Source organism: Rhizobium sp. BR 315 (assembly GCF_050577975.1).
In the GTDB taxonomy this organism is placed as follows: domain Bacteria; phylum Pseudomonadota; class Alphaproteobacteria; order Rhizobiales; family Rhizobiaceae; genus Rhizobium; species Rhizobium miluonense.
In genome coordinates this window covers 438,008-455,319 of sequence record NZ_JARWKZ010000001.1, presented here as the reverse complement: position 1 = coordinate 455,319, position 17,312 = coordinate 438,008, and the positions used below count along the sequence as shown (strand labels likewise).

Sequence of the window (17,312 nt, the reverse complement as noted above, 5' to 3'; positions counted from 1 at the left end):
ATCAGCGCCGCAACTGCGAGAACGGCGAGGATGACCCCGAGGAGACCCACAAGGCCCATCCCCCAGACCATACCGATACCCATCATATCACTCATTTTCGACGTCTCCTTTCATTCAGCCGCCTCAAGTCTGTCTTTGTCCTCGTCAGCGGACGGGCGGGAGAAGGATGCAGATGGTAGCCGCCATCCCTTGACCAGACCGTAGACGGCTGGGATGACGATCAACGTCAGCAGCGTCGACGACACCATGCCGCCGATCATCGGTACGGCGATGCGCTGCATGATTTCCGAGCCGGTGCCCGTTCGCCAAAGAATCGGCACAAGCCCCGCCATTATGGCGACGACCGTCATCATCTTCGGTCTGACACGCTCGACGGCACCGACCATGATCGCACTGTTGAGATCCAACCTGGTGAATGCACGCTCTTCCCTTTCGCAGGCCTCGCGCTGCTCCTTCATCGCGTGATCGAGGTAGATCAGCATGATCACGCCGGTCTCGGCCGCCACACCCGCCAGAGCTATGAAGCCGACGGCAACCGCCACGGAAGCATTAAAGCCCATCCACCACATCAGCCAGATGCCGCCTACTAGCGCGAACGGCAGCGACAGCATGACGATCATTGTTTCGGTCAGAGCCTTGAAGTTCAGGTAGAGCAGCAGGAAGATCAGCGCCAGCGTCAGCGGCACAACGACAGCCAGTCGCGCTTCGGCACGTTCGAGATATTCGAACTGGCCGCTCCAGGCGACGGAATAGCCGGGTGGCATCTGTACCGATTTCGCTACCGCCTGCTGCGCTTCGGCGACATAGCCGCCGAGATCACGGCCCGCTATGTCGACATAGACATAGACTGCAAGCTGGCCGTTTTCGGTTCGGATCGTCGTTGCCCCGCGGGTCAGCTTCACATCCGCGACCTCTCCGAGAGGAACGGTGCCGCCGCCGGGCAGAGAGATCTGAACGTCCCTGGCAATCGCCTGCGGATCGCTTCTGAGCGCTCTCGGGTAGCGGATAGCCACGCCATAGCGCTCGCGCCCTTCCACCGTTGACGTTACGACCTCTGAACCGAGCGCCATTCCGATGACGCTTTGCACGTCGTTGACCGTTAACCCATAGCGACCGAGCGCAACGCGGTTTGGAACGATATCGAGGTAATATCCTCCGATCACCCGTTCGGCATATGCACTTGATGTTCCCGGAATCCCCTTCAACACGCCCTCGATCTGACGAGCGATCTTTTCCATTTCGCCGAGATCGGTGCCGTAGACCTTGACGCCGACAGGTGTTCGAATGCCCGTCGATAACATGTCGATGCGGCCGCGTATCGGCATCGTCCAGGCGTTGGACACGCCGGGGAATTGCAGCGCGGAATCCATCTCCTGCTTCAGGCTGTTGATCGTTACGCCCGGCCGCCATTCTGATTTCGGTTTCAGCGTGATGATTGTCTCGAACATCTCCGTCGGCGCGGGGTCTGTTGCCGTCAGGGCGCGACCCGCCTTGCCGAAGACAGTCTGAACTTCCGGGAAAGACTTGATGATGCGATCCTGAGTCTGCATCAGCTCGCCCGCCTTGGTGACCGAGATGCCGGGCAAGGTGGTCGGCATGTACATTAGCGTGCCCTCGTCAAGATTGGGCATGAACTCGCTGCCGATGTGCTGCGCCGGCCACAGGGTAACCGCCAAGATCGCCAAGGCCGCGACAATGGTCAGCGTCTTGGCTCGGAGGACGCCCGAGATGATCGGGCGGTAGATCCAGATCAGAATGCGGTTCACCGGGTTCTTCTGTTCGGGCACGATATGCCCACGGATGAAGAGCACCATCAGCGCCGGCACCAATGTCACCGACAGCAGCGCTGCCGCAGCCATAGAAAAGGTCTTGGTGAAGGCGAGCGGACCGAACAGGCGGCCTTCCTGCGATTCCAGCGTGAATATCGGCAGGAACGACACCGTGATGATCAGGAGGCTGAAGAAGAGCGCCGGCCCGACTTCGCTTGCCGCCTCGACCAGGATTTCCACTCGCGGCTTGTCGGGTGGCGCACGTTCGAGATGCTTGTGGGCGTTCTCGATCATGACGATGGCCGCGTCGATCATCGCGCCGATGGCGATAGCGATGCCGCCGAGGCTCATGATGTTCGCGCCGAGGCCAAGCAGCCGCATGGCGATGAAGGCTATCAGGATGCCGACGGGCAGCATGATGATGGCGACCAAGGCGCTACGAACATGCAGAAGGAAAGCGATGGTCACGAGCGCCACAACGATGGATTCCTCGACCAAGGTGCCCTTGAGCGTCTCGATGGCGGCTTCGATCAGGGTCGAACGATCATAGACGGGTATGATGTCCGTGCCGGGCGGCAGGCTGCCCTTGATTTGCTCCATGCTCTTCTTGGCATTGTCGATGACAGTCAATGCATTTGCGCCGAAACGCTGCAGCACAATGCCGCCCGCCACTTCGCCCTCGCCGTTCAGCTCGGTGATACCACGCCGTTCGTCCGGGACGAGTTCCACCCTGGCGACGTCGCCAAGACGCAGCGGCACGCCATTCTGGCTCTTCAAGACAATGTTCTCGATATCGGGAATGCCCTTGAGATAGCCTCGTCCCCGCACCATGAACTCGAATTCCGACAGCTCGATCGTACGCCCGCCGACGTCGGTATTGCTGGCGCGAACCGCGTTGGCGAGATCGTTCAGCGACACACCCTGGGCCTTGAGGCGAGCAGGATCGACCACGATGGAATACTGCTTGACGAAGCCGCCGACACTCGCGACCTCGGCCACGCCCTCGGACTTCGACACGCCAAACCGCACGACCCAGTCCTGCGGCGATCGCAATTCGGCAAGCGACAGCTCCTTAGCAACAAGCGCGTATTCGTAGACCCAGCCGACGCCCGTCGCATCAGGCCCAAGCGTGGGTGTGACGCCCTGTGGCAGGCGGCTTGAGGCCGCATTCAGATACTCCAGCACGCGGCTGCGCGCCCAATAGGGATCGGTACCGTCATCGAAGATCACGTAGACGAAGGAAACGCCGAAGAAGGAGAAGCCACGCACGACCTTCGACTTCGGCACCGTCAGCATCGACGTCGTCAATGGGTAGGTAACCTGGTCTTCGACCACCTGCGGAGCCTGTCCGGGATACTCGGTGTAGACGATGACCTGGACGTCGGAGAGATCGGGAATGGCGTCGAGCGGCAACGAACGCAGCGCGTAGATGCCACCCGCCACCGCGAGCGCGGCTCCGACAAATATCAGAACGAGGTTATGGGCGGACCAGGAGATGACGCGTGAGATCATGGCTTGGCCTCCTCAGTCATGGCGCTGAGCGCCGAATTGAGATTGCTCTCGGCATCCAGCAGGAAATTGGCGGAGACGACGACCTTGTCGCCAGCGGCGATACCGCGGCGAATTTCGGTAAGGTCGTCGCCGCGCATGCCAAGTTTAACGTCCTTCGGCTCGAACCGACCCTCACTCTTGTCGACGAAGACAACCTGGCGGTCTCCCGTGTCAATGATCGCGCTGTTGGGCACCGCGACCACCGGCCCTTGAATTCCGGCCTCGATCTCGACATCCGCGTACATGTTGGCCAGCAGCACGCCGTCCGGATTGGGAAGCTCGATGCGGACCCTGGTCGTACGCGTCTGCATGTTCACGTCCGGATAGACAAGATCGACCGTGCCTTCGAACGTCCTGCCGGGCAGACTGCGGATCTTGACCTCTGCCGGGGCGCCGATGCGCACCGACGCGAGGTCGTATTCCGGAACATCGGCGACTACCCAGACATTGGAGATATCGGCAATACGGAACAGGACATCGCCGGGTTTTGCCATCATGCCGGCCGTTGCAACTCGCTCGAGGACAACGCCGTCGCGCGGCGACGTGTAGGTCATACTCGCCGGCACCTGACGTGTCTTGGAGATGGTGTCGATAACCTCTTGCGGGACGCCGAGGTTCCTCAGCCTAAGCGCAGGGCCTGCATCGTCGCTGCTGCGACTGGCCGCATATTCCGAAGCTGCGGTGGCGATATCCTTCGAGTAGAACCGGAAGAGCTTCTCTCCCTTGGCGATGCGATCCCCCGTCGTGACACTAGCGACCTCATCGAGGAATGAATCCGTTCGCATCGAGATGATGCTGACGCGGCGTTCGTCGAGGACGATTGTGCCAGGGATCTGTACTTTACGGCCGACGCCTGCCATTCCGGCAATGACCGTCTTCACGCCTGTGCGTTGCAGCTTGCCGAGCGAGACCTTGACGGTGGAGGAGCCGGCTTGTTCTCCTTCATAGACAGCAATGTAGTCCATCCCCATCGAGTCCTTCTTCGGCAGCTTCGACGTGTCGGGAAGCCCCATCGGATTGCGATAATAGAGAATGCGGCCCTTGTGGGAGGGAACGGGAAGCGCGGCATCGGTCGTCTTCGTCGACGAGGAGGCATTCTCCTTGTCATCGAAGCTCACATCTTCACTGGCACGCACTGAGACGAATGGACGACCGTCGTTCGCGTCTCTCGGACCCGACGAGAACTGCGGAAGGCCATCCGGATGACGGTAATAGATGATCGCGCCCACGGGCACGGCCTTCTGTGCGATAGGCGTGGCAAACGCCTTCTCGGCCGGACCGATGCCGAGAATGGAGCCCAGGTTGTTCGTGCCAGCCCAATAGCCTCCCCCGCCGAGCAATACGGCGAGGAAGAGCGTGGCTGCCACACGCGATGGCAAGTTCAAGGGGTCGCCTTCAGGACGATTTCGCCCTGCACGGTATCCGGCTCACCCTGCACCTTGGCGGCAAGCTTGAAGCGCCAGCCACCAGCCATCGTGAAGTCGGTCTTGAAAGCGTAGACGCCCGGCTCCGTCGAAGATGAGGTCTCGACAGGGGTGGTCATCATCTCCATGCCTTCGGGGGCCATGTCCATGCGGGTCGTGAAGACGACGGCGTCGGGAACGGGCTTGCCTGTCCGCTTGTCAACGAGGCGGACAAGGAATAGCGATCCTTGGCCTTGCTTGACATTGGGCGAAACCGGCTGGAACTCGTAGTCCCGCGAACTTGCGAGGGATACGGTCGCGGAGCCGGCAACCAGAATCCCGGCGAGGAGCATCGCTCCTCCGGAAAGAGAAAGCTTGGTCATGATTAAGATCTCATCGGGACGGATCTTCGCGATCACGTCCTTGGGTCAATGTTGATTGCCTGCGGGTTTGTGCGAACGCGTTCAAGCGTCCGGCAAACGCCGCGGCATGCTTCAGTATTGAGCTATTGAGATCAGGCTTTGGGAGGACGGGCCGGAGGCTCGAGAAGAGCCGATGTCAGTTGTGCTGCAGGTAAAAGGTCGTAGCGATGTGATCGCCAGACTTCTGAGAGTGACAACGAACCGTTGTGCGAAGTGTTTGCGGAAAAGGATGTCGTGCACAATAGAGCCAGGAGACAGCCTTTGAAGCAATCGGGCTTGAGGGGTTGCTTCTGCGGGCAACATGGCATCTTCTCTGCCATATTCATGGCGTTGCTCATCGCAGCCATCGTGTTTGGAGCGGGTAAAGCCATTGCGCTGCCTGCGAGCCCAATGCTCATCGGCCCGATGAGGACGGCGAGCATGGCAACGCACAGGAACAGACGACGGATGGTCCACGCGAGCTTCATTCTTAGAGCTTTGCCACGCCGCATGGCGATTTGGAAGTGCTTCACGGAGATGTGTTGGGACCGCCCTACCGCGGTGAAAGCCGTTAATCAACCTCTGCCGCCGGCGGAGTTGATCGTAAGCGTTTGACCTTGGGAACCGACATTCCACTCAATCGACCGAGCTTTCCGACGAGCGCGACAAATGCCAGCTCTTAGACGGATTCGAGCCGCGAACACCGCAGTTACCCAATGCCGTTTGCCGTAGATCACTGCAGCGTCAAATGTGAAAGTCATGAAAGGGCGTTTCCTCATCGCTCTATTCTCGTTAGGACATCACACTTTTGAAAAGGGCGCGGCGTCGTGATGGGCGCACAGCATCAGAGCTTCTCAAGTATTTTTCGGTTAACTCGCATTACCTTCAAACAAAATGAAATATATTCAAAATGTAACGTCAGCAATAAAGTGAAAAATATGTATACATCGTCATGAGAAATGCCACAAAACATCGTAGAGTTATATTGTTATTTTATATCCTCCAATTTACTTCACTGAACAATTGAAAGATTGGCAATAATAGGCTGAGCACCTCTTTTAATCGTAAATTGCGAATCCTGCCATAAGCGCAACACTGAAGCCCTTGACGGAATGTTATCGATAACATAGCCTCCTTCATCGAAGCTTTGGGAGGAGCGGAATGGACAACGGAAAGCTGCTCGAATTTTCCGACATCACCAAGGAATTTGGCGGAACGCGCGCGCTGTCGAACGTATCGCTCGACTTGCAGCGTGGCGAAATCCTGGCATTGCTCGGAGAGAATGGCGCCGGCAAATCGACACTCATCAAGACCTTGGCCGGGATCTACAAGCCGGATGGCGGGCAGATCCTGTTCCGCGGCAAACCCTATCATCACCGCCCGCCGCAACCCAACCAGCGTCAGCCGGTCGCCTTCATCCATCAGGATCTTGGGCTGATCGAGTGGATGACCGTAGGTGAAAATGTCGGGCTTGCGCAAGGCTATTCCCTGCGCGGCCGGCTGATCGACTGGCGCGCGACCGAGCGGCGCACCGCAGAAGCCCTCAAACTCGTCGGCTGCGACTTCGATCCATCGACCCGCGTCCAGGAACTTACCCGCACCGAAAAGTCGCTTGTTGCGATCGCCCGCGCACTCGCCGTCGAGGCGGACGTTCTGGTCCTTGACGAGCCGACCGCCAGCCTACCCGCCGACGAAGTCGAGAAGCTGTTTGCTGCCATTCGTCCGCTGAAAGCGCGCGGCGTCGCCATGATCTATGTCTCGCATCGGTTAGACGAGATCTTTCGCATAGCCGACCGTGTCGCGGTTCTGCGTGACGGCCAGTTGGTAGGCCAGAAGCCTGTTTCCGAGACAACGCCCGATGAGCTCATCCGCATGATCGTCGGACGCAAGGCTGATCAGCTGTTCGTCAAGGCGGAGAAAAGCGCGGGGCCTGCGATCGTGTCGGTGAGGGAGCTTTCCTGCCGCGGCGCCGGACCGGTGTCCTTCGATATCCGGCAGGGCGAGTTGCTCGGTCTTGTCGGCTTGCGAGGCGCCGGCCAGGAACTGATCGGGCGCGCCTTGTTCGGCTGCGAGCCGTCGCAGGGAAGCGTGCAATTGAATGGGGCCGAGCCCGACCTTTCCAGCACGGTTGCAGCGATGACCTCCGGGATCGGGCTGATCGCCAGAGACCGGACCGAAGAGTCCGTCGCCATGTCGCTCAGCCTGCGCGAAAATACCTTCCTCAATCCAGGCGCGTCAGGGCGCAGCCTGTTCTCCTTCCTGTCGCCACGCCGGGAAGCGGAAATGGCCTATTCCCTCGGCAGCAGGGTCGGCCTCAGGCCGAATGACCAGAGTCTTGCCATCGAGGCGCTGTCGGGCGGCAATCAGCAGAAGGTCGTTGTGGGACGCTGGCTGGCGACAGGCCGCAAATTGCTGATCGCCGAAGACCCGACCGCCGGTGTCGACGTCGGTGCCAAGGCCGACATCTATCGGCTTATCGCCGAGGCCGTTGAAGCGGGCCTCGCCGTCCTCGTCGTCTCCACCGATTTCGAGGAAATCGCCCATATCTGCCATCGTGCCCTCGTGTTTTCGCGCGGAAGGATCGTGCGCGAGCTCGCGGGCGCCGACCTGACGACGCCGGCGGTCATCGCCGCCGCATCTGCATCCGAAGCGGCCTGAACCGGAGAGGAATATCATGCAATCGATCGAATCCAACGCACTCGAGCCGACCCGCGCCGAGCTTGCGACCATGAGCTTCGGCCAGAAGATCCAGCGCCTGCTGCCGGTCTATGGCCTCGTCATCCTGACCGTTTTCCTGATCCAGCTGTTTTCCATTCTGCTGCCGCAGACGTTCCCGACAATGCTCAACCTGCGTTCGATCATTTCGGACAAGACGATCATCGCCATCCTGTCGCTGGCGGCGATGATCCCGATGGCAGCCGGCCGCATCGATCTGACGATCGGCTATGGCATCGTGCTCTGGCATGTGCTTGCGATCAGCCTGCAGACGATGTTCGGGCTGCCCTGGCCTATCGCCGTGCTGATCGTGATCGCCCTAGGCGCGCTGACCGGCTTCCTGAACGGCCTTCTGGTGGAGATCGCCAAGATCGACAGCTTCATCGCAACACTTGGCACCGGCACGGTCCTTTATGCGATCGCACTCTGGCATACGGGTGGCCGTCAGGTGGTCGGCATGCTGCCGCAAGGATTTTACGCGCTGAATGGCACCATGGTCTTCGGCCTACCGATCACCGGCATCTATGTTCTGGCACTTGCCTTCGTCATGTGGATTGTCCTCGAATATCTGCCGATCGGCCGTTACATCTATGCGATCGGCGCCAACCCGAAGGCTGCGGCCCTGAACGGCATCCCCGTCCGCCGCTTCGTCATCGGCGCCTTCGTCACCTCGGGCACTCTTGCCGCCATCGCCGGCGTCCTGCTTGCCTCCAAGCTGCGCATCGGCCAGGCAAGCGTCGGGCTTGAATATCTTCTGCCCGCTCTGGTCGGCGCGTTCCTCGGATCGACCACCATCAAGCCGGGCCGCGTCAACGTCTGGGGCACGATGATCGGCGTCATCATCCTCGCCGTCGGCATTGCCGGCATCCAGCAGTTCGGCGGCTCCTTCTATGTCGAGCCTCTGTTCAACGGCGTCACGTTGCTGGTCGCCATCGGCATTGCCGGCTATGCGCAGCGCCGCCGCAGCCACGCCGGGCGCATGGCTCCTGCGCAAGCATCGCAGCTCGCCGCCAAGCCGGCGGAAAAATGAAAATCATCTGAGTTCAAGCGTTCAAAGGGAGGAGAAGACATGAACCGTAGACAATTCCTGCAAGCCACGACCACGGTGCTGGTGCTGTGTGCCAGCCAGGCCTATGCCGATCCGATGGCGGATGCAAAGGCCGTCGCCGACAAATATGCGACGCCGGTCACCAAATGGGACGGCCCGACGACCGGCCCGAAAGCGCAGGCCGGCAAGACCATCGTCGTCCTGGCGGCCGACCTCAAGAATGGCGGCATTCTCGGCGTCAGCAACGGTGTCGAGGAAGCGGCAAAGGCGATCGGCTGGCAGGTGAAGGTTCTCGATGGTGCGGGTTCCATCGGCGGACGCACGGCCGCTTTCGGCCAGGCCATGGCGCTGCAGCCAGCCGGCATCATCATCGACGGCTTCGATGCCGTCGAGCAGGGGCCTGCGCTGGAGCAGGCAAAAGCCGCCAAGATCCCATTGGTCGCCTGGCATGCCGGCCCGGTCATCGGTCCCGATGACAAGAATGGCCTTTTCGCCAATGTCAGCACCGACGCCATGGAAGTCTCGAAAGCGGCTGCCGACTGGGCATTCGTCGATGCCAAGGGCAAGCCGGGCGTCATCATCTTCACCGACTCTACCTATGCGATCGCCATCGCCAAGGCCGACAAGATGAAGCAGGAGATCGAACGGCTTGGCGGCAAGGTGCTCGAATATGTCGATACTCCGATCGCCGAGACATCACAGCGCATGCCGCAGCTAACCACCTCGCTCCTGCAGAAATATGGTGACAGCTGGACGCATTCGCTTGCGATCAACGACCTCTATTTCGACTTCATGGGGCCTTCGCTTGCCTCCGCCGGCAAGGGCGGCACCGATGCGCCGATCAATGTTGCCGCCGGCGACGGTTCACAGTCGGCCTATGAACGCATTCGCGCTGGCCAATATCAGAAGGTGACGGTTGCCGAGCCGCTCAATCTCCAGGGCTGGCAGCTGGTCGACGAACTCAATCGTGCTTTCGCCGGCGAGAAATGGTCCGGCTATCTGTCGCCGCTGCATGTTGTAACGTCCGACAACATCCAGTCCGACGGCGGCCCGAAAAACACTTTCGATCCGGATAACGGCTACAGAGATCAGTATAAGAAGATCTGGGGCAAGTAATCCCGGTAATGGGAAGTGGCGCGGCTTGCAGGCCGCGCCATTTCGCTGAGCTTATATTGAGAGCCGCCGGCTGCTTTCGCGCGCGATCAGCTGCGGTGAAATCTTAACGTCGGCAACAGCCTGCGTATCGTCCAGAATATCGAGGATCAATTGCGCGGTCCGCTCGCCGATTTCCCGCGCGAAAGCGTTGATCGTCGTTAGAGTCGGCACGCAGACCTCGCCGATTTCATAATTGCCAAAGCCGCCAATGGAAAAGCGCTCAGGCACGGAAATTCCGAGCCGACGACATTCCGTCAGTGCACCGTAGGCAGCAAGATCCGAGACGCAGACGACGGCCTCCGTATCCGGATAGAGTTCGATCAGCTTCGCCATGGCATCGGCGCCTTCCCGCATCGAAATCGGCGGCGATCCCGCCGCGATCAGCCTGGATGCATCGAGGCCATGCGCTTGCATTGCCGCGACAAAGCCTAGTCTGCGCTCGCTACCGCGCGAATCCCGCTCGACATCGCCGCCGATGAAGGCGATGCGCCGACAGCCGAGCGCGACGAAATGATCGACCATATCCCGCATGACGGCCCTGTTGGAAAAGCCGACATAATGGCCGATCGGATCGGCCGGGATGTCCCAGGTCTCTATGACGGGAATGGCCACGGTCTGCAAAAGCCGGCGTGCGCGCTCCGTGTGCACACCGCCAGTCACGACGATCGCCTGGGGCTTCCGGCGAAGCAATTGCTCGATCAACCGCTCCTCTTCTTCGACATTGTAGTTGGTATAGCCAAGCAGGATCTGCATGTCCCGTTTGGACAAGGTATCTGAGAGGCCACCGACCGTATCGGCGAAGTTCGCATTGTTGATGGAAGGGATGGTGACTGCGACAAAGCCGGACTTTTGCGAACGCAGGTTGGAAGCCGTGCTGTCGAACACATAGCCAAGCTCTTCCGCAGTTCTGAGGATAGCTTCGCGGGTCTCCGGGCTGACCAGAGTGTCGGCCTTGAACGCGCGCGACACCGTCATTGGAGAAACCCCCATGACGCGGGCTATATCTGCCATAATAGGCTTTTTTCGATCGTTACTCATTAATGGCCTATGTTATCGTTACCATCAGAGTAATATGCCTCTCCCCTGAATGGCAAGAGGCACTGCCGGCTGTCGCGTTAAACGAGCACGGAGCCTTTACGGCTCCGTGCCGGAAAACATCGTGCGAAACGTCCTATAGCTGGAACTCATGTGCGAGCGTCACATGATGGTGGATGCGCCCCTCGAAAAAGTGCGACAGCACCGCTTCCGTCGCAGCCCGTGCCTCCGTCCGCACCGGGCTTGCAAGGGCTTTTTCCACGGCGGCCATGTCCGGATAATTGACCGCCAAGATCATCGGGAATTCAGGCGCGCCTTCGTCGCGGGCTTCGGCAAAGGTAACCCGTACGTCGAGAGCGCCGGGAAACTGCTTCCATTTCGGCAGAATGGTTTCCATGACCGCTGTTCGAAACGCCTCTGCCTGCCCTTCCCTGACCTTGCCTTCGAATAATGCGTATCGGGTAATCATCCGGCGATCTCCTTGTTCGGCCCTTTGAAGAATTCCATCAATGCCGCCTGATCTTCACCGCCGAGCCCGGAGGCCGTCAGCATGCGGTGGATCTCGGTGCAGACCGCTGTCAACGGCATTGCGGTATTGGTACGGCGGGCGAGATCCTGAGCCCCGTTCAGATCCTTGACCATGTTGTCGATCCGGCCGGTCCGGCGATAATCCTTGGTCACGTAGCGCGGCATATATTCCTGCAGAATGGCGCTATCGGCCCTCCCACCCTTCAGCGCCTGCGGGATTTTGGCGGCGTCAACGCCGGCATCGAGCGCCAGTTGCGTTGCTTCGGCGACCGCGAGAAAGTTCAATGCGCAGAGAACCTGATTGATGAGCTTCGTGGTCTGGCCCGCACCGACAGGGCCCATATGCGTGTAGTTCGATGCCACATGGCGCAGGACCTGATGTGCGTCCAAGACATCCTGTTCGCTGCCGCCGGCCATCAGGGTCAATTGCCCGATCAGGGCCTTCGGCGCGCCGCCGGAAAGCGGGCTGTCCACCCAGCGCAGTCCTTTCTCAGCCGCTTCCGCGGCAAGCGCCTTGGTCGCGTCAGGATCGATCGACGACATGTCGATGATCAGCGTACCCGACCTTGCGCCCGCGGCAACGCCTTCTGGTCCGAATATCGCGGCATGGACAATCCGAGGCGAATTGAGACTCAAGATGACGACATCGGAAACGGCGGCCGCGGCGGCCGCACTGACAGCTGCCGTGGCACCTTTTGCGGTGAGTGCGGCCAGTTTGTCCTTGTCGAGGTCGAAAACCGTCAGCTGATTGCCGGTCTCGACCAGCCGGGTGCCGATCGCTCCACCCATTGCACCGGCGCCGATCAGCGCCACCTTATTGCTCATGATTGCGTCTCCTCCAAACTTTCGATGATGGCCGCAACGACCGCATCCAGCGACCGATCAATATCGACGATGATTGCCTGTTCGTCAGTGCCGGGCGGCTCAAGCGCTGCAAATTGACTGTCGAGCAATGCGGGCGGCATGAAATGATCCAGCCTCGTCTGCAAACGTCTCAGGATAGTTTCCCTCGCGCCGGCGAGATGAATGAAGGAAACCGGCGCGCCGACGACCTCGCGGATCCGGTCGCGATAGCTGCGCTTCAACGCCGAACATCCAATCAGCATCGTATCATCCGCCAAAGCCAGGCATTGACCGATCTTGTCGAGCCAGGGCCACCGATCGGTATCGATCAGCGGAATGCCGGCGCTCATCTTGGCGACATTGGCCGCAGGATGAAGATCATCTCCGTCGACATAGGTGCCGCCAAGACGTGCCGCGAGCGCCGTGCCAACCGATGATTTACCGCAGCCGCTGACACCCATGACGACGAAGCGACGCGGCTCGGCGCCATCAGAGGGAGGCTGTGATGCCGCCGTCGACATAGAGCACATGACCGTTGACAAAGGAGGAGGCATCGGAGGCGAGGAAGATGCAGGCGCCGACCAGTTCTTCGACCTGCCCCCAGCGGCCGGCTGGCGTACGCTTCTCGAGCCATGCCGAGAAATCGGCATCGGCAACGAGCGCTGCATTCAATGGTGTATCGAAATAGCCGGGCGCAATGGCGTTGCATTGCAGCCCGTATTTGGCCCAATCCGTCGCCATGCCCTTGGTGAGATTGCCGACAGCGCCCTTGGTTGCCGTATAGGGCGCGATCGAAGGCCTAGCCAACGCCGTCTGCACGCTTGCAATGTTGATGATCTTGCCTGCCCCGCGCTTGATCATGTGGCGCGCGACGGCCTGGCCGACATTGAAGACGCTCGAAATGTTCGTCCGTAGCAGCCGTTCGAAGGCATCGGCGGGGAAGTCCTCGAGCGGCGCGCGAAATTGCATGCCGGCGTTGTTGACGAGAATATCGATCGCGCCCGTTTCAGCCTCGAAAGCATCGACGGCGCGCTGCGCGGCGTCATGATCGGTGGCGTCGAATGGCAGGACATATGCTCTGCCTTCAAGGCCTTCAGCCGCCCTGGCAAGCTTTGCCTCATCGCGGCCGTTGAGTATCAATTCCGCGCCCGCAGCCGCCAGTCCCCTGGCAAGCGCAAGCCCGATGCCCTGGGAAGAACCCGTCACCAGGGCGCGCCGCCCTTTCAGATCGAAAAGACCAAGAGACATCGTTTCCTCCGTTTTTTATCTCGACAATGATTGCCTCCCTTGTTTATGTTATCGATAACATTTGATGTCAAGAGAGGACGTAAAAGATGAACAAGCCACCGATCCTGCAGATTGGACCTTACCCGCAATGGGATCAGGAACCGCTCGACGCGGCGTTTCAGGTTCATCGCTATTTCGAGGCTGCCGACAAGGCAAAACTGCTTGCCGAGGTCGGATCGTCGATCAGGGCCATTGCAACGCGGGGCGAGCTCGGCGCCAACCGGGCCATGATCGAAGCCTGCCCCAAACTGGAAGTCATTTCGGTCTATGGTGTCGGCTTCGACGCTGTCGACCTGCAAGCCTGCCGAGAACGCGGCATCCGTGTCACCAATACCCCCGACGTCCTGACCAATGATGTCGCGGACCTGGGGATTGCCATGATGCTCTGCCTGTCGCGCGGCATGATTGGCGCGGAAACCTGGGTGCGTGACGGCAGCTGGGCGCAAAAGGGTCTTTACCCCCTCAAGCGTCGTGTCTGGGGGCGGCGCGCCGGCGTACTCGGTCTCGGCCGCATCGGCTTCGAAGTCGCCAAACGCCTGAAGGGCTTCGACATGCAGATTGCCTATTCCGATGTCGAGGCAAAGCCTTACGCATCCGACATGACGTTCGTGGCTGATCCGGTCGAGCTGGCTAAACAATCGGATTTCCTGTTCGTGACGCTCGCCGCTTCGGCCGCAACCCGGCATATTGTCGGTCATGAGGTGATCGAGGCGCTCGGGCCGGAAGGCATGCTGATCAACATATCCCGCGCTTCCAACATCGATGAAGAAGCATTGCTGGAGGCGCTGGAGACAGGCAAGCTCGGATCGGCGGCGCTTGACGTCTTCGAAGGCGAACCGAAGCTTAATCCGCGCTTCCTGGCGCTCGACAATGTGCTCCTGCAGCCCCACCATGCCTCGGGCACGATCGAGACGCGCAAGGCCATGGGTCAGCTCGTGCGCGACAATCTCACTGCCCATTTCGCCGGCCAGGCTCTGCCGACACCCGTTCTTTGAGGAGGAAGACATGAAAGCCATCGTCGCTCACGCCGCCAAGGATGTGCGGATCGAGGATCGTCCGGAGGAAGAACCGGGTGCGGGAGAAGTGAAGCTGAAGCTCGCGACCGGCGGAGTCTGCGGCAGCGATCTGCATTACTACAATCACGGCGGCTTCGGCACGGTGCGCCTGAAGGAGCCGATGATCCTTGGGCATGAGGTCAGCGCGACCGTCATCGCCCTCGGCCCCGGCGTGGAAAGCCTCGAGGTCGGGCAGCTCGTTGCCGTTTCCCCTTCCCGCCCCTGTCGGACCTGCCGCTACTGCCTGCAGGGATTGCCCAATCAATGCCTCAACATGCGCTTCTATGGCAGCGCCATGCCCTTCCCGCATATTCAGGGTGCATTTCGCGAGACGCTCGTCGCCGACGCCATCCAATGCGTGCCCGCCGACGGCCTGACCCCGGGCGAAGCAGCGATGGCAGAACCCCTGGCGGTTACCCTGCATGCAACCAGACGCGCGGGCGAGATGCTCGGCAAGCGCGTTCTCGTAACCGGCTGCGGCCCGATCGGTGTCCTGTCGATCCTGGCGGCACGCCGGGCGGGTGCCGCCGAGATCGTGGCCACCGATCTTTCCGATTTCACACTGTTGCTTGCCAAGACGGCGGGCGCCGACAGGATCATCAACACCAAGAATGAGCCCGAAGCCCTTGCCGCCTATTCCGCAGATAAGGGTACTTTCGACGTGCTCTATGAATGCTCCGGCGCAGCCGCAGCGCTGGTCGGCGGCATTGCCGCACTTCGCCCGCGCGGCATCATCGTACAGCTCGGCCTCGGCGGCGACATGAGCCTGCCGATGATGGCGATCACCGCCAAGGAACTGGAACTGCGCGGCTCGTTCCGCTTCCACGAGGAATTTGCCGTCGGTGTCGACCTGATGCGCAAGCGCCTCATCGATGTGCGGCCGCTTATAACGCATACCGTGCCGCTTGCCGATGCCATCAGCGCCTTCGAAATCGCCTCGGATCGAAGCAAGGCCATGAAGGCGCAAATTGTCTTCGCCTGATCCCGCGCGAGCATGTGTGAAATCCGCCCGTCGCAAGACAGGCGGATTTCACACGAGATAATATCTAGTCGAGATCCGCGCCAATCGCCTTAAGGGCAGCGCGTGCCACCTGTTCGTCCTGTTCGCCGGAACCCGATCCCACACCGATACCGCCAACAAGCACGCCTGAAACACGGATCGGCAGGCCGCCACGCAACCCTGTCGCATCCCCTTTCGTTGCTGCTGCCAAGAGCAGCCTGGCATGCTCAGGCAAGGAATGGCTCGGCGCGCCGATGGAAGCAGCCGTTTGCGCCTTGGCAAGCGCGCTCTTCAGCGACTGGAAACGCGAACCTCGCATGCGGAAGGAACCAAGCGTTACCCCGCTCTGATCCACGATGACAATGCATTGCGGTTGCCGCATTTCCGATGCCGCGGAGATAGCAGCGGTCAGCAACGTCATCACGCCTTCGTCGCTCAGGACACTTGATGTCAGAATATGGTTCATACACTATCCTCCCCGCTTGCGGACTCATCCGAATATGTTATCGATAACACGTCTATCGGACGATGTAACCTTATGGGAGGTGTTGTCACAATGTCGTTCTTCGAGATCATGGATCCCGCTTTCGGGAAGTTCGTCCTCGGCAACGCTCCCGTCAAACAGATTGCCACTGGCTTCGATTGGGTGGAGGGGCCGGTCTGGTTCGGGGATCTGAATTGTCTGCTCTTCTCCGACATCCCCAACAATCGCATCATGCGCTGGATACCCGGTATCGGCACCAGCATCTTCCGCGAGCCTTCCAATTTTTCCAATGGCCATACCCGCGACCGGCAGGGCCGCCTTGTCAGCTGCGAGCATGGCGGCAGGCGTGTGACGCGCACCGAATTCGACGGATCGATCACGGTCATCGCAGACAGCTTTCAGGGCAAGCGTCTGAATTCGCCCAACGACGTCATCGTTGCTTCCGACGGTGCCATCTGGTTCAGCGACCCTCATTATGGCATCGCGACGGACTATGAAGGTCACAGAGGCGAGCAGGAGCTGCCGTGCAATGTCTACCGTGTCGACACTTCAGGCAGGATCTCCGCCGTCCTGACTGATTTCAATTGCCCAAACGGGCTCGCATTCAGCCCGGACGAGAAGAAGCTCTATGTCGCCGACACCGGCCGCATGCACGCCAGCGATCCGCAGCACATCCGCGTTTTCAATGTCGGCGAAAACTGGCGCCTATCCGGCGGTGAGGTATTCCATGTGATCTCGCCTGGTTGCGCCGATGGCATGCGGCTCGACAGCGACGGCAATCTCTGGTCGTCTGCAGCCGATGGCGTTCATTGCATCGCGCCCGACGGCCATCTCATGGGCAAAATCCTCGTGCCCGAAACCGTCTCCAACCTCTGCTTCGGCGGTCGTGGCAAGCACAGGCTCTTCATGACGGCGACCACGAGCGTCTACGCGATCTCACTGAACCGGAGCGGCGCACTCTGACAAAGGGCTCGCCACCAGGCCGCGAATATGGCCGAAGCAATCGCGATACAACTTGAAAGCGATGACCTGAAAAGT

At 60.2% G+C, this 17,312-nt stretch carries 15 protein-coding genes; 6 read left to right on the top strand and 9 right to left on the bottom strand.

What is annotated here, in order from left to right; translation table 11 throughout:
- Nucleotides 1-110: 110 nt before the first annotated feature.
- Genes QD409_RS02160 through QD409_RS02150 form a run of 3 tightly spaced genes read right to left on the bottom strand, consistent with a single transcriptional unit; the run spans nucleotide 111 to nucleotide 5,106 of the window.
- The gene (locus tag QD409_RS02160; RefSeq protein ID WP_430761797.1) at nucleotides 111-3,281 is read right to left on the bottom strand and encodes an efflux RND transporter permease subunit; all 3,171 of its coding nucleotides are present in this window, start codon (nucleotides 3,279-3,281) and stop codon (nucleotides 111-113) included.
- Entirely contained in the window at nucleotides 3,278-4,705 is a 1,428-nt protein-coding gene (locus QD409_RS02155) for an efflux RND transporter periplasmic adaptor subunit (RefSeq protein WP_430761796.1), read from the bottom strand. Before QD409_RS02155 ends, QD409_RS02160 begins: the two co-directional genes overlap by 4 nt.
- Nucleotides 4,702-5,106: a FixH family protein gene (locus QD409_RS02150; RefSeq protein WP_430761795.1), complete on the bottom strand. Its 405-nt coding sequence runs from the start codon at nucleotides 5,104-5,106 to the stop codon at nucleotides 4,702-4,704. The genes QD409_RS02155 and QD409_RS02150 overlap by 4 nt, the downstream gene beginning before the upstream one ends.
- A gap of 1,179 nt (nucleotides 5,107-6,285) precedes the next feature.
- Between QD409_RS02150 and QD409_RS02145 the strand changes: the two genes are divergently transcribed.
- Genes QD409_RS02145 through QD409_RS02135 form a run of 3 tightly spaced genes read left to right on the top strand, consistent with a single transcriptional unit; the run spans nucleotide 6,286 to nucleotide 10,003 of the window.
- The gene (locus QD409_RS02145) at nucleotides 6,286-7,782 is read left to right on the top strand and encodes a sugar ABC transporter ATP-binding protein (RefSeq protein ID WP_430761794.1); all 1,497 of its coding nucleotides are present in this window, start codon (nucleotides 6,286-6,288) and stop codon (nucleotides 7,780-7,782) included.
- Between the two features lie 16 nt (nucleotides 7,783-7,798).
- Complete coding sequence (locus QD409_RS02140; RefSeq protein WP_430761793.1) at nucleotides 7,799-8,869, top strand: ABC transporter permease; 1,071 nt, start codon at nucleotides 7,799-7,801, stop codon at nucleotides 8,867-8,869.
- Nucleotides 8,870-8,908: 39 nt separating this feature from the next.
- The gene (locus QD409_RS02135) at nucleotides 8,909-10,003 is read left to right on the top strand and encodes an ABC transporter substrate-binding protein (RefSeq protein WP_430761792.1); all 1,095 of its coding nucleotides are present in this window, start codon (nucleotides 8,909-8,911) and stop codon (nucleotides 10,001-10,003) included.
- 51 nt (nucleotides 10,004-10,054) lie between these two features.
- Here the strand turns inward: QD409_RS02135 and QD409_RS02130 are convergent, their stop codons facing one another.
- From QD409_RS02130 to QD409_RS02110, 5 genes are all read right to left on the bottom strand, one after another.
- Nucleotides 10,055-11,080 (bottom strand): LacI family DNA-binding transcriptional regulator, encoded by a 1,026-nt coding sequence (locus QD409_RS02130; protein ID WP_430761791.1) that lies wholly within the window; start codon nucleotides 11,078-11,080, stop codon nucleotides 10,055-10,057.
- Nucleotides 11,081-11,213: 133 nt separating this feature from the next.
- Complete coding sequence (locus QD409_RS02125; protein WP_430761790.1) at nucleotides 11,214-11,546, bottom strand: hypothetical protein; 333 nt, start codon at nucleotides 11,544-11,546, stop codon at nucleotides 11,214-11,216.
- Nucleotides 11,543-12,430: an NAD(P)-dependent oxidoreductase gene (locus tag QD409_RS02120; protein WP_430761789.1), complete on the bottom strand. Its 888-nt coding sequence runs from the start codon at nucleotides 12,428-12,430 to the stop codon at nucleotides 11,543-11,545. Before QD409_RS02120 ends, QD409_RS02125 begins: the two co-directional genes overlap by 4 nt.
- Complete coding sequence (locus tag QD409_RS02115; RefSeq protein ID WP_430761788.1) at nucleotides 12,427-12,969, bottom strand: gluconokinase; 543 nt, start codon at nucleotides 12,967-12,969, stop codon at nucleotides 12,427-12,429. Before QD409_RS02115 ends, QD409_RS02120 begins: the two co-directional genes overlap by 4 nt.
- A complete protein-coding gene (locus QD409_RS02110; protein WP_430761787.1) occupies nucleotides 12,938-13,696 on the bottom strand; it encodes an SDR family oxidoreductase in 759 nt (252 codons plus the stop codon). The genes QD409_RS02115 and QD409_RS02110 overlap by 32 nt, the downstream gene beginning before the upstream one ends.
- Before the next feature lie 86 nt (nucleotides 13,697-13,782).
- Here QD409_RS02110 and QD409_RS02105 point away from each other — a divergent pair, with 86 nt between their 5' ends.
- Together QD409_RS02105 and QD409_RS02100 are read left to right on the top strand one after the other, a co-directional pair.
- Nucleotides 13,783-14,730: a 2-hydroxyacid dehydrogenase gene (locus QD409_RS02105; protein WP_430761786.1), complete on the top strand. Its 948-nt coding sequence runs from the start codon at nucleotides 13,783-13,785 to the stop codon at nucleotides 14,728-14,730.
- Nucleotides 14,731-14,740: 10 nt separating this feature from the next.
- Nucleotides 14,741-15,772, top strand: a complete 1,032-nt coding sequence (locus QD409_RS02100) for an L-idonate 5-dehydrogenase (RefSeq protein ID WP_430761785.1) — start codon at nucleotides 14,741-14,743, stop codon at nucleotides 15,770-15,772.
- A 64-nt stretch (nucleotides 15,773-15,836) separates the two neighbouring features.
- Here the strand turns inward: QD409_RS02100 and QD409_RS02095 are convergent, their stop codons facing one another.
- Nucleotides 15,837-16,256 carry a GlcG/HbpS family heme-binding protein gene (locus QD409_RS02095; RefSeq protein ID WP_430761784.1) on the bottom strand — a complete coding sequence of 140 codons (420 nt, stop codon included), beginning with the start codon at nucleotides 16,254-16,256 and terminating at the stop codon, nucleotides 15,837-15,839.
- A 90-nt stretch (nucleotides 16,257-16,346) separates the two neighbouring features.
- On the opposite strand from QD409_RS02095, the gene QD409_RS02090 reads away from it, so the two are divergent.
- Complete coding sequence (locus tag QD409_RS02090) at nucleotides 16,347-17,237, top strand: SMP-30/gluconolactonase/LRE family protein (RefSeq protein ID WP_430761783.1); 891 nt, start codon at nucleotides 16,347-16,349, stop codon at nucleotides 17,235-17,237.
- Nucleotides 17,238-17,312 lie beyond the last annotated feature (75 nt).

Excerpts from the sequence above, each read along its gene's own strand:
- QD409_RS02160 (WP_430761797.1), bottom strand. The coding sequence starts at position 3,281 with ATGATCTCACGCGTCATCTCCTGGTCCGCCCATAACCTCGTTCTGATA.
- QD409_RS02110 (WP_430761787.1), bottom strand. The coding sequence starts at position 13,696 with ATGTCTCTTGGTCTTTTCGATCTGAAAGGGCGGCGCGCCCTGGTGACG.
- QD409_RS02150 (WP_430761795.1), bottom strand. The coding sequence starts at position 5,106 with ATGACCAAGCTTTCTCTTTCCGGAGGAGCGATGCTCCTCGCCGGGATT.
- QD409_RS02090 (WP_430761783.1), top strand. The coding sequence starts at position 16,347 with ATGTCGTTCTTCGAGATCATGGATCCCGCTTTCGGGAAGTTCGTCCTC.
- QD409_RS02145 (WP_430761794.1), top strand. The coding sequence starts at position 6,286 with ATGGACAACGGAAAGCTGCTCGAATTTTCCGACATCACCAAGGAATTT.
- QD409_RS02120 (WP_430761789.1), bottom strand. The coding sequence starts at position 12,430 with ATGAGCAATAAGGTGGCGCTGATCGGCGCCGGTGCAATGGGTGGAGCG.
- QD409_RS02140 (WP_430761793.1), top strand. The coding sequence starts at position 7,799 with ATGCAATCGATCGAATCCAACGCACTCGAGCCGACCCGCGCCGAGCTT.
- QD409_RS02130 (WP_430761791.1), bottom strand. The coding sequence starts at position 11,080 with ATGAGTAACGATCGAAAAAAGCCTATTATGGCAGATATAGCCCGCGTC.
- QD409_RS02115 (WP_430761788.1), bottom strand. The coding sequence starts at position 12,969 with ATGTCGACGGCGGCATCACAGCCTCCCTCTGATGGCGCCGAGCCGCGT.
- QD409_RS02100 (WP_430761785.1), top strand. The coding sequence starts at position 14,741 with ATGAAAGCCATCGTCGCTCACGCCGCCAAGGATGTGCGGATCGAGGAT.
- QD409_RS02095 (WP_430761784.1), bottom strand. The coding sequence starts at position 16,256 with ATGAACCATATTCTGACATCAAGTGTCCTGAGCGACGAAGGCGTGATG.
- QD409_RS02135 (WP_430761792.1), top strand. The coding sequence starts at position 8,909 with ATGAACCGTAGACAATTCCTGCAAGCCACGACCACGGTGCTGGTGCTG.
- QD409_RS02105 (WP_430761786.1), top strand. The coding sequence starts at position 13,783 with ATGAACAAGCCACCGATCCTGCAGATTGGACCTTACCCGCAATGGGAT.
- QD409_RS02125 (WP_430761790.1), bottom strand. The coding sequence starts at position 11,546 with ATGATTACCCGATACGCATTATTCGAAGGCAAGGTCAGGGAAGGGCAG.